An 11331-nucleotide genomic window follows, 5' to 3' on the forward strand; every position below is an offset into this window, starting at 1 on the left:
ACTCGTCGTGCACGATGCAGGCGCCGTTCCAGAACACCATGTCGGCGCCGGTCTCACGCTGGATGTAGCCGCCCAGGTGCCGGTCGGGCGCCCAGAGGATTTTCTGGCCCTGGTCTTTCAGTGCACGCACGATGTCCAGCGCGCAGCTGGAGGTCACCACCCAGTCGGCGCGCGCCTTCACGGCGGCGCTGGTGTTGGCATACACCACCACCGCGCGGTCCGGGTGCGCATCGCAAAACGCGCTGAACTCGTCCACCGGGCAGCCCAGGTCAAGCGAACAGGTGGCATCCGGGTCGGGCATCAGCACGCGCTTTTCGGGTGAAAGGATTTTGGCCGTCTCGCCCATGAAGCGCACACCCGACACCACCAGCGTCTGCGCAGCATGGTCGCGGCCAAAGCGCGCCATTTCCAGCGAATCCGACACCAGGCCGCCGGTTTCTTCGGCCAGGTCCTGCAGATCGGGATGCACGTAGTAGTGCGACACCATAACAGCGTCGCGAGCCTTGAGCAACTCGCGGATGCGGTTCTTCAGCACGGCGCGTTCGGCCTGCGTGGGCTCCGGCGGCACACGGGCCCAGGCCTGGTGCGTGCTGCAAGCCGAGCCTTCAGGCTGCTCGTAGTCCACGCGGATGATGGGCAGCACTTCGCTCATGCCGCCTCCGCGCTTTGCGCATCAAAGCGCATGGAGAAATCAATCGCCTGCACATCCTTGGTCAGGGTGCCGATGGAAATCCGGTCCACGCCGGTTTCGGCCAGGGCGCGCAGGCCTTCCAGGGTGACTCCGCCCGAAATTTCAAGAACGGCTCGCCCCTCGTTGATGCGGACGGCTTCTTTCAGGTCGGGCAGGCTCATGTTGTCCAGCAGCACCATGCGCGCGCCGGCGCTCAGCGCCTGGGCCAGCTCGTCCAGGTTCTCGACCTCTATTTCCACGAAGTCGGCCTGTGCGGCGACTTCCGCAGCGCGTGCCAGCACCTGCGCAATCCCCCCCGCGGCCGCGATGTGGTTTTCCTTGATGAGCACGGCGTCATACAAGCCCACCCGGTGGTTGGTTCCGCCGCCCGCGGCGACCGCGTATTTCTGCGCCAGCCGCAGCCCGGGAAGGGTCTTGCGCGTATCCACGATAGCGGCCCGCGTGCCTTTCACGATGTCGACATAAACGGCCGTTTTACTCGCCACGGCACTTAACAGCTGTAAAAAATTGAGCGCCGTGCGTTCAGCCGACAACAGGGCCCGGGCCAGGCCACGCACTTCAAACACGACCTGGCCGGCTTCGCAGCGCTCGCCGTCCTTCACATGCCAGACCAGTTTGGCCTGCGGGTCCAGCTGCTGCATCGTGGCCTCAACCCATGCACTGCCGCAAACCACTGCGCTTTCGCGCGCCACCACCTGCGCCCGCGCCTGGCGGGCCGGGTCAATCAGCGCTGCAGTCAGGTCGCCGCTGCCGATGTCCTCCGCGAGCGCGCGCGCCGCATCTGCTCCGGCCAGCGCGGCAAGCGTTTCAGCAGTGAAATCAAATGACTTTTTCATAAGCAATCTAAGAAAGAAACCGCGCAGCACCCTGCACTAAACTATTGAGTAGACTTCAAAACTGTCGCGAATGTTACAGCGACACCTGCCGCCGCCGCCCGCCGGCCCTCTCGCCCATCCCCGGGCGCTTCCTTTTGCCAGAGTAACCCTTCACACCCCATGTTCAGAACACTGCTCAAGTCCAAGATCCACCGCGCGGCGGTGACTCACTGCGAACTCAACTACGAAGGCTCCTGCGCCATCGACGAAGACCTGCTGGATGCCGCCAACCTGGCCGAGAACGAGCAGGTGCACATCTGGAACATCAACAACGGCGAGCGCTTCATCACCTACGCCATCCGCGCGGAACGCGGTAGCCGCATTATCTCGGTCAACGGTTCTGCCGCGCGGCGCGCTGCCGTGGGCGACCTGGTCATCATTGCAGCTTTTGCGCAGGTGCACGAAGAGCATGTCGCGGGCTTCAGCCCCAAGCTGGTGTTCGTCAACCCGGACAACCGCATCAAGGAAGAGCGCTCGACCATCCCGGTCCAGAAGGCCTGACCCATACCCTGACTCGTGCTTTAGCCCGGGCTTGCAGCACAAGCGCAGCCTGAGCTTTCACCCTCTTTCCCTCACCACGGGCCTCATGGACAACAACTCAATGATCGAGCGCAGCCAGCGCCATGTGTGGCACCCCTGTACACAGATGAAGCTGCATGAGGCACACCCCCCGGTGCCCATCGCACGGGCCGAAGGCGTTTGGCTCCACGACTTTGAAGGCAAGCGCTACCTGGACGGCATCAGTTCCTGGTGGGTCAATCTGTTCGGCCACGGGCACCCGCACATCAAGGCGGCGCTGCGCGACCAGCTGGAGCGGCTTGATCACGTCATGCTGGCCGGCTTTACGCACCAGCCGGTCGTGGATCTCTCAGAGCGGCTGGGCGCACTGACCGGCCTCGGCCATGCTTTTTACGGCAGCGACGGCGCCAGCGCCACCGAGATCGCGCTGAAGATGAGCGCGCATTACTGGCGCAACACCGGAAGGCCCGAAAAGTGCCGCTTCATTGGGTTGGCCGGCGGCTACCACGGTGAAACCGTGGGCGCGCTGGCCGTGACGGACATTGCCATTTTTCGTGAAGCCTACGCGCCGCTGGTGCGGCTGGCCGCTACCGTACCCAGCCCCGATGCACGCGGTGCGCAGCCCCGGGAAAGCGCCGCGGACGTGGCACACCATGCGGCCGCCGGCCTGCAGAGCTGGCTGGAGCAGCACCACGCGCAAACGGCTGCACTCATCCTGGAGCCCATGGTGCAATGTGCTGCCGGCATGGCCATGCACGACGCGGCCTACCTGCGCGAAGCACGCGCGCTGTGCGACCGTTATGAAGTGCACCTGATTGCCGATGAGATCGCCACCGGCTTCGGCCGCACCGGCACCATGTTTGCGCACCAGCAGGCGGGCATACGGCCCGACTTCATTTGCCTTTCCAAAGGCCTCACCGGCGGCACGCTGCCGCTGTCAGCCGTGCTGACCACCGACGCGGTGTACGAAGCGTTTTACGACGACGACGTGGCGCGCGGTTTTCTGCACTCGCATTCCTACACCGGCAACCCGCTGGCCTGCCGCGCCGCGCTGGCCACGCTGGAGCTGTTCGAACAGACCGATGTGCTGGCCGACAACGCGCTACTGGCAAACACCCTGGACCAGGCCTTCGCACCGCTGACACAACACCCGGCTGTACGCCACGCGCGCAGGCTGGGCATGATCTGGGCCTGGGATATTGCCCCCCCCACCGCGCTCCAAGCAGCTCCCCACTTTGCCCGCCGCTACACACAGCACGCCATGGCCAACGGCGTGCTGCTGCGCCCGATCGGCCGCACCTTGTACGCCATGCCGCCCTACGTGATGGACGAAGAGGCGATTGATCACCTGGCGCGCGGCGCCCTGGCGGCGCTTGACGCCACCCTTGCCGAAGAAGTTGGTGCAGATGGCTGAAGCGGCGCACAGGACTGTTTCGCTGTTTGTGACCGGCACCGACACCGGCGTGGGCAAAACGCTGGCCAGCGCCGCGCTGTTGCACGCACTGGCACGCCGGCACTTGCGTGTGGTGGGCATGAAGCCCGTGGCGGCCGGTACGGTGCAAGCTGACGGCATGGATGCGAATGAAGACGTGCTGGCACTGCGCGCAGCCTCCAGCTACCGCGTGCCGCCCGAGCTCGACAACCCGGTGCTGCTGCCCGACCCCGTGTCGCCGCACATCGCAGCGGCCCGCGCCGGTGCACGCATTGACATCGACCACCTGGTAGCCTGCCACCGCCAGCTCGCGCTGCTGGCCGACGCCGTGGTGGTGGAAGGCGCGGGCGGCTTTCACGTGCCGCTCTCGCCGCTTGAGACCGGCGCTGACCTGGCCGAGGCGCTGGGCTTGCCGGTGGTGCTGGTGGTGGGGCTGCGCCTGGGCTGCCTGAACCACGCGCTGCTGACCGCGGAAGCGATTCGCGCACGCGGCCTCACCCTGGCCGGCTGGATAGCCAACCACATCGATCCCGCCATGCTGGCGCAGGGCGACAACATCGAATTTTTACAGCGACGACTGCAAGCACCTTTGCTGGCCACCATCCCCTGGCAACCCGGCATCGACCCGCACGCAGTCGTCATCAACCTTCCTCCTGAATGGCAATAAACATCACCTCCTCCTGGCTCGACGAATTCCCCGCGCGCGTGGCCGAACTGGACCGCGCCCATCTGCGCCGCCAGCGCCGCGTCGTCGTGCCTGAAAGCGGCGCACACCTGACGATTGACGGTCAAAGCATGCTGGCCTTTTGCAGCAACGACTACCTGGGCCTGGCGACGCACCCTGCCCTGGTACAGGCAGCCTGTGCCGGCGCACAAGCCTATGGCGTGGGGGCGGGTGCATCGCCGCTTGTGAGCGGCCACAGCGCGGCCAACGAGGCGCTGGAGCGCGAACTGGCGGCCTTCGTGGGCCTGCCGCGCGCGCTGTACTTTTACGCGGGCTACGCCACCAACATCGGCATCGTGCCGGCGCTGGTGGGCGCGGGTGACGCGATTTTTTCGGACGCACTGAACCATGCCTGCCTGATCGACGGCGCAAGGCTCTCACGCGCCAAAATCCACCGCTACGCCCACGCAGACCTGGACGCACTCGCCCGGGAACTCGCGCAAAGCGATGCGCCGCGCAAGCTGGTCATCAGCGATGCAGTGTTCAGCATGGACGGCGACAGCGCCGACATTGCCGCCCTGCTGGCGCTGTGCGAGCGACACGACGCCCTGCTGCTGCTCGACGATGCGCACGGCTTTGGCGTACTGGGCCCGCAGGGGCGCGGCAGTCTGGCCGCCGCCGGGCTATATGGCGAAAACGCCTCGCGCCGCGTGCTGTACATGGCCACGCTGGGCAAGGCGGCCGGTGTTGCGGGTGCTTTTGTGGCGGGTGATGAGGCCTTGATTGAATGGCTGCTGCAAAAAACCCGCAGTTATATTTTTGCCACTGCCGCGCCGGCGCTGCTGGCCAGCGCGCTGCGCGCCAGCCTTTCGCTGATTGAGCAGGACGAATGGCGCCGCACGCATTTGCAGAAACTCATTGCACGCCTGCGCAAGGGACTGACGGCAAGCCTGCAAGGCAGCCACTGGCAGCTGCCGCCCTCGCAAACTGCCATACAGCCCTTGCTGATCGGCCGCAACGACGAGGCCCTGGCTGTGATGGAAGGCCTGCGCGCGCGCGGCATCTGGGTGCCGGCCATCCGCCCGCCCACCGTGCCCGAGGGCACGGCACGCCTGCGCATTGCACTGTCGGCCGCGCACACCGAAGCCGATATTGACCTGCTGGTCGAGGCCCTGACCACCTTGGCGGAGCACACACAAACACAGCCGCAGGTAGAACCCGCGCACTGAAGAACGCTTCAGCTAGACTCAAAAACCAGCCCCCGAAAGGAAAGAGACCATGTCCCACGTTGCAGAACAAACCATCACGCTCCACCGCCCGCGCCCTCAGGTTTCGCAAGCCGAACAGACAGCACAAGCGGGCGAGCAGCGCTGGAGTGTGGACGCCATCGAGGCCTTGTTCAACCTGCCTTTCCCGGAACTGATGCACCGCGCACAAACCGTTCACCGTGAAAATTTCGACCCGACGCACATCGAGTTCGCCACCTTGCTGTCGGTCAAGACCGGCGGCTGCGCCGAAGACTGCGGCTACTGTCCGCAGGCTGCGCGTTACGACACCGGCGTGGAAGCCAGCAAGCTGATGGAACCGGCCGAGGTGCTGGCCGCCGCCCAGCGCGCCCAAGCTGCCGGCGCCACACGTTTTTGCATGGGCGCCGCGTGGCGCTCACCCAAAGACCGCGACATTGAAAAAGTCGCCGAGCTGGTGCGCACCGTGAAGGCGCTGGGCCTGGAAACCTGCGCCACGCTGGGCATGCTGGAAGACGGCCACGCACAAACGCTGCAGAGCGCGGGCCTGGACTACTACAACCACAACCTCGACAGCGCGCCTGATTTTTACGGCGACATCATCACCACACGCGACTACCAGGACCGCCTGGATACGCTGGCGCGCGTGCGCAGCGCCGGCGTCAAGGTCTGCTGCGGCGGCATCGTCGGCATGGGCGAGACGCGCCGCCAGCGCGCCGGCCTGGTGGCCGAGCTCGCCAACCTCACGCCCTACCCCGAGTCGGTGCCCATCAACAACCTGGTGAAGATTGAAGGCACACCGCTGGCCAACCAGGCCGACCTGGACCCGTTTGAGTTTGTGCGCACCATCGCGGTGGCCCGCATCACCATGCCAACCGCGCGCGTGCGCCTGTCGGCAGGCCGCCAGCAAATGGGCGACGGCGTGCAGGCGCTGTGCTTCCTGGCCGGCGCCAACTCCATTTTTTACGGCGACAAGCTGCTGACCACCGGCAACCCCGACACCGAAGCCGACGTGAAACTGCTGGAACGCCTGGGCATGAGCCGGTCTGCACCCGAAGTGCGCTAAGCCCCCCGTTTCCCGGTCTTTGTCTGGCCTCTCTAAACCGCTGGAAAAAAGCACGGCGAAGCTGGTTAGACTCTCGCTAATTTCCGGAGCCGCCCCATGACGACCCCTGCCAACACATCCAGTCCAGCGTCAGCCACGCCTTACGGCACGCTGCCGCCTTCGTCCACGCCATCCGCACGCAAACCGCTGAGCCTGCCGCGCCTGCGCGAAATGCACACCCAGGGTGAAAAGATCACCATGCTGACAGCCTACGACGCGACCTTCGCGGCCGTGGCCGATGCCGCCGGCGTCGAATGCATCTTGGTGGGCGACTCGCTCGGCATGGTCTGCCAGGGCTTGACCAGCACGGTCGGCGTGACGTTGGAAACCATGCGCCACCACACCGAGTGCGTGGCCAACGGCCTGCGCCGCTCGCAGGCCACGGCCTGGCTGATCGGCGATTTGCCGTTCGGCAGTTATCACGAGTCCAAAGAGCAGGCCCTGCGCAGCGCCGTGGTGTTGATGCAGGCCGGCGCCCACATGGTCAAGCTCGAAGGTGGCGGCTGGACGGCCGAGGTCGTGCGTTTTCTGGTCGAGCGCGGCATCCCGGTTTGCGCCCATCTGGGCCTGACGCCACAAACCGTACACGCACTGGGCGGCTACCGCGTGCAGGGCAAAGGTGATGAAGCCGCCGCCACACTCACGCGCCATGCGCGCGAGTTGCAAGACGCTGGCGCGGCGATGCTGGTGCTGGAGATGGTGCCGGCAGCGCTGTCAGCCACGCTCACGCAAGAACTCACGCATTGCCCCACCATCGGCATCGGCGCGGGCAAGGGCACCGCCGGCCAGGTGCTGGTGCTGCACGACATGCTGGGCATGAACCTGGGCAAGATGCCGAAGTTCGTACGCAACTTCATGGAAGGCCCCGGCAACCAGACCGCCAGCGTGCGCGGCGCCATGGAAGCCTATGTGCGCGCCGTGAAAGACGGCAGCTTTCCGGTCGACGCCACGCACGCGTGGTAAGCGGCCCACCGCACCAGCACCCCCTACACGAGTCAGGAAACAAGATGCAGATCGTCCACACCATCCCGGAGCTGCGCGAGGCCCTCAGCCCGTATAAACGCCCTTCATTCGTTCCCACCATGGGCAACCTGCACGACGGCCATATCGCCCTCGTCAAACAGGCCAAACCGCTGGGCGACGTGAGCGTCTCCAGCATCTTCGTGAACCGCCTGCAGTTTGCGCCGCATGAGGACTTCGACAGCTACCCGCGCACGCTGGACGCCGACGCCGAGCGCCTGAAGGCCGCAGGCTGCAACGTGCTGTTTGCCCCGCTGGAAAAACACCTTTACCCCGAGCCGCAAAGCTACAAGGTGCACCCGGCCACGGATTTGAGCGACCTCCTCGAAGGCCATTTCAGGCCCGGCTTTTTCATCGGCGTGAGCACTGTAGTGCTCAAGCTCTTTTCCTGTGTGTTTGCCGGCATGCCCACGGGCGTGGCCGCGTTCGGCAAGAAGGACTACCAGCAGGTGATGGTGGTGCGCCGGATGGTGCAGCAGTTTGCGCTGCCGATCGAAATCCTGGCCGGTGAAACCCAGCGCGCCGAAGACGGCCTGGCGCTGTCATCGCGCAACGGCTACCTGAACGCCACCCAGCGAGCCGAGGCCGTGGAGCTTCCCAGGGCCATACGCGCCCTGGGCGAGGCCGCCCGTGCCACCAGCACGCCCGACCTGCCCGCACTCGAAGCGCAGGCCATGCAGGCGCTGGCCCGCCGCGGCTGGAAGCCCGACTACCTCACCGTGCGCCGCCGCGCCGACCTGCAGGTACCGCACGGCCCGCTGGCCGATGTGCCGCTGGTGGTGCTGGGCGCTGCCAAGCTGGGCAGCACGCGACTGATCGACAACCTGGAAATCTAGGCTGGGCCCAGCCCGGCTACCGCCGGCGGCAGTTTCTCGGTCGCCCCCGGCGCTCTCCTGAGCGCTCTCATTTTGATAGCTGCTTGCGCTCGTTCCGCCTGGGCTACAGCCATTTTTCCTCATAAAAATCTGCTTTTGCAGGTGAATCCTTTTTTTTTTTGATTTTTTGACAGGTCAACATGAACACCCCTCCCGTGCGCCTTGCCACTTTGGACGACCAGCCGGCCGTGGCCGCGCTGTTCGATGCTTACCGCCAGTTTTACGAACAGCCTGCCGACGCCGCGCTGGCGCTGAACTTCATCGGCAGCCGGATGCGAAACCGTGAATCGGTCATCCTCGTGGCTGAGGCGGATGGCCAGCCCGGCGCTGGCCCGCTCGTCGGGTTTTGCCAGCTGTACCCCGGTTTCTGCTCGGTGATCGCCCAGCCCATCTACACGCTGTACGACCTGTACGTGGCGCCCGAGTCGCGCAAAAGCGGCGCTGGGCGCGCGCTGATGCAAGCCGCCGAAGCGCATGCCAAACAACACGGCTTTGCCCGCCTGGACCTGACCACCGCCAGAACCAACCACACCGCGCAGGCCTTGTATGAATCGCTGGCATGGGTTCGCGACGACATCTTTTTGGCATACAACAAAGTGGTGTAGCGCCTGCCGCCGCGGGCACCGCTTCAGCCCGAGCGGGCCTTGGGGTATAACGCTTTCAGTGGGTTCAGGCACGTGCCGCCACGTTTGCAGGAGTTTCACCATGGCCATTCCCCACGCCGCCTCCGGGCAACTGATCGATGTCCAGCCGCTTGCAGGCAAGCTCCTGGAAGCCCGCACTGTCGCGCTGTTCAAAAGCGAAGAGCTGGAAGTCATGAGGCTCATCGTGCCGGCCGGCAAGTCGGCGCCCTCGCACCGAGTCAAAGGTGAAATCACCGTGCAATGCCTGGAGGGCGAGGTGGCCTTCACGGCGGAGGGGCAAACGCAGCGCATGAAGGCAGGTCAGTTGCTGTGGCTGGCAGGCGGCGTGGAGCATGGCCTGACCGCTGTGCAAGACGCATCACTGCTGGTGACGCTGCACTTGCGAAAGTAGACCCTGCTTGCTGCCGCGGCTCACGCCCTCAGGATGATTCTTGCGCCAACTAATAGTGATTTATGGCCCTAACCCAATAAAGGCGAGCGCAAGCAGCTATCAAATTTATAGCAAAAAAAAACGCAGTAGAGAGAAAGAGAGACGAACCGCGCGTTCAGGCCAGCTCAGCCGTAGGACCACGGCCCATCAGCGCAGCCACGGCTTCAGCGGGCCTGAGTTTGCCGTCCAGCAAGGCCACCACGCTTTGCGCGATCGGCATCTCGATGCCCAGCCCCGCCGCACGCTGTACCACGGTGCGAGCGCAGTACACGCCTTCGGCCACATGCCCTAGCGAATCCACCGCTTGCGCCAGCGTCTTGCCCTCGGCCAGCAGCAGGCCCACCTTGCGGTTGCGGCTTAGGTCGCCGGTAGCCGTCAGCACCAGGTCACCCAAACCCGAAAGCCCCGTGAAGGTTTCGGCGCGGGCGCCCAACGCCACGCCCAGGCGCGTCATTTCAGCCAGGCCGCGGGTGATCAGCGCAGCGCGGGCGTTCAGCCCCAGCTGCAAACCGTCGCACAGGCCCGTGGCAATGGCCAGCACGTTCTTCACCGCGCCACCCACTTCCACGCCCACCACATCGTCATTGGCGTAAACACGCAGGGTGGCACTGTGAAAGGCCGCCACCAGTGCGTCGCGCACTTCCGCGTGTTCGCTCGCAGCCACCAGCGCAGTCGGCTGGCCACGGGCCACTTCGAGGGCGAAGCTGGGCCCACTGAGCACGCCCGCTCTTAAATTGATAGCAGCTTGCGCACGTATCTCGTGGACCATCAGGCCAAATGATGCGGAAGACGGGGTCGGGTCAAGGGTCGCCTCGAAACCTTTGCTCAGCCAGGCCACCGGGACGCTGGCGTGCTGTAAGGCTTCCAGCATGCCGCGCGCCGCTGAAACGGGCGTTGCCAGGATGACGAGGTCTTGACCTTGAATCGCTTCTGCCAGGGGCACATCGCCGCCTTGCAGCCGCAGGCCGCTAGGCAAGGCCACGCCGGGCAGGTAGCGCGCGTTGACACGGCTGTCCTGCAGGTCTTTGGCCAGGACAGCATCGCGCGCCCACAGGGTGACCTGGTGCCGGGCAGCGCTGCTGACGGCCACAGCCGTACCCCAGGCGCCGGCACCGATGACCAGAATTTTCATGCGTGGATTGGCAAGAAGGCGGAAGCCGGGGGAACCTCGGCAAGCCGTCAGACGATGATCTGGGGAGCCGGCTCGGCAGCTGCTGCGTCGGCCTGCTGCTGCTCGTACATGGCCTGGAAGTTGATTTCCGCCATGTGCACGGGCGGGAAGCCGCCGCGCTGGATCACGTCGGCCACATTGCCGCGCAGGTAGGGATACACGATTTGCGGGCAGGCAATACCCAGGATGCCGCCCATCTGCTCAGCGGGCACATTGCGGATTTCAAAGATGCCGGCCTGTTTGGCTTCGACCAGAAACACGGTTTTGTCGCCGATTTTGGTTTGCACGGTGGCCGTCACGGACACTTCAAACAGGCCTTCTGCCACAGGGGTGGCGCCCACGCCGAGCTGGATGTCAACAGCAGGCTGCTCCTGGCTCAGCAGGATTTCGGGCGAATTGGGCTGCTCCAGCGACACGTCTTTCAGGTAAACGCGCTGGATCTGGAATACGGGGTCAAGATTGGCTTCAGCCATGGTGCTCTTTCGGGTACGGGGGAAATGGGAGGGGTGGTGAACAGATACGCCGGCGAGCGCTGGCGACTTGCGGATTATATGTAGCCCCCACGGTCGCTCACTTCGTGTAGCTCCCTGCCCCCCGAGGGGGCCACCCGCCTGCGGTCTGGCAAAGCCAGTCCCGCGGCTCATGCTGGGTTGAGGAGCCC

Annotated in this window: 13 protein-coding genes; 9 read left to right on the plus strand and 4 right to left on the minus strand. The window is 65.1% G+C overall.

Going from position 1 to position 11331, the window contains the following annotated elements; translation table 11 throughout:
* Together ABI546_RS14195 and nadC are read right to left on the minus strand one after the other, a co-directional pair.
* Positions 1-652, minus strand: a 652-nt coding sequence (locus ABI546_RS14195) for a quinolinate synthase (RefSeq protein WP_348047347.1), incomplete at its 3' end; no start/stop codon positions are given.
* The gene (gene nadC, locus ABI546_RS14200) at positions 649-1527 is read right to left on the minus strand and encodes a carboxylating nicotinate-nucleotide diphosphorylase (protein WP_348047349.1); all 879 of its coding nucleotides are present in this window, start codon (positions 1525-1527) and stop codon (positions 649-651) included. The genes nadC and ABI546_RS14195, both read right to left, overlap by 4 nt.
* A 159-nt stretch (positions 1528-1686) precedes the next feature.
* Between nadC and panD the strand changes: the two genes are divergently transcribed.
* The 9 genes from panD (at position 1687) to ABI546_RS14245 (ending at position 9460) form a co-directional block, all read left to right on the plus strand.
* Positions 1687-2067 carry an aspartate 1-decarboxylase gene (panD, locus tag ABI546_RS14205; RefSeq protein WP_348047351.1) on the plus strand — a complete coding sequence of 127 codons (381 nt, stop codon included), beginning with the start codon at positions 1687-1689 and terminating at the stop codon, positions 2065-2067.
* Between the two features lie 85 nt (positions 2068-2152).
* A complete protein-coding gene (gene bioA / locus ABI546_RS14210) occupies positions 2153-3499 on the plus strand; it encodes an adenosylmethionine--8-amino-7-oxononanoate transaminase (RefSeq protein WP_348047353.1) in 1347 nt (448 codons plus the stop codon).
* Entirely contained in the window at positions 3492-4184 is a 693-nt protein-coding gene (gene bioD / locus ABI546_RS14215) for a dethiobiotin synthase (RefSeq protein WP_348047355.1), read from the plus strand. Before bioA ends, bioD begins: the two co-directional genes overlap by 8 nt.
* The gene (bioF, locus tag ABI546_RS14220; protein ID WP_348047357.1) at positions 4175-5410 is read left to right on the plus strand and encodes an 8-amino-7-oxononanoate synthase; all 1236 of its coding nucleotides are present in this window, start codon (positions 4175-4177) and stop codon (positions 5408-5410) included. The genes bioD and bioF overlap by 10 nt, the downstream gene beginning before the upstream one ends.
* 49 nt (positions 5411-5459) lie before the next feature.
* A complete protein-coding gene (bioB, locus tag ABI546_RS14225) occupies positions 5460-6491 on the plus strand; it encodes a biotin synthase BioB (RefSeq protein ID WP_348047359.1) in 1032 nt (343 codons plus the stop codon).
* A 96-nt stretch (positions 6492-6587) separates the two neighbouring features.
* On the plus strand, positions 6588-7493 hold the full coding sequence (gene panB, locus ABI546_RS14230) for a 3-methyl-2-oxobutanoate hydroxymethyltransferase (RefSeq protein ID WP_348047361.1): 906 nt from the start codon (positions 6588-6590) through the stop codon (positions 7491-7493).
* Positions 7494-7537: 44 nt separating this feature from the next.
* Positions 7538-8386, plus strand: a complete 849-nt coding sequence (gene panC / locus ABI546_RS14235) for a pantoate--beta-alanine ligase (RefSeq protein ID WP_348047363.1) — start codon at positions 7538-7540, stop codon at positions 8384-8386.
* Positions 8387-8565: 179 nt separating this feature from the next.
* Positions 8566-9030, plus strand: a complete 465-nt coding sequence (locus ABI546_RS14240) for a GNAT family N-acetyltransferase (RefSeq protein ID WP_348047365.1) — start codon at positions 8566-8568, stop codon at positions 9028-9030.
* A gap of 100 nt (positions 9031-9130) precedes the next feature.
* Positions 9131-9460, plus strand: coding sequence for a cupin domain-containing protein (locus ABI546_RS14245; RefSeq protein ID WP_348047367.1), 330 nt, complete (start codon positions 9131-9133; stop codon positions 9458-9460).
* A 154-nt stretch (positions 9461-9614) separates the two neighbouring features.
* On the opposite strand, the gene ABI546_RS14250 is transcribed toward ABI546_RS14245, so the two are convergent.
* Together ABI546_RS14250 and secB are read right to left on the minus strand one after the other, a co-directional pair.
* The gene (locus ABI546_RS14250) at positions 9615-10631 is read right to left on the minus strand and encodes an NAD(P)H-dependent glycerol-3-phosphate dehydrogenase (protein WP_348047369.1); all 1017 of its coding nucleotides are present in this window, start codon (positions 10629-10631) and stop codon (positions 9615-9617) included.
* 47 nt (positions 10632-10678) lie between these two features.
* Positions 10679-11143 carry a protein-export chaperone SecB gene (secB, locus tag ABI546_RS14255; RefSeq protein WP_348047371.1) on the minus strand — a complete coding sequence of 155 codons (465 nt, stop codon included), beginning with the start codon at positions 11141-11143 and terminating at the stop codon, positions 10679-10681.
* Between the last annotated feature and the right edge of the window lie 188 nt (positions 11144-11331).

Origin of the sequence: Polaromonas sp. (genome assembly GCF_039932935.1) — a bacterium.
In the GTDB taxonomy this organism is placed as follows: Bacteria; Pseudomonadota; Gammaproteobacteria; order Burkholderiales; family Burkholderiaceae_C; genus Polaromonas.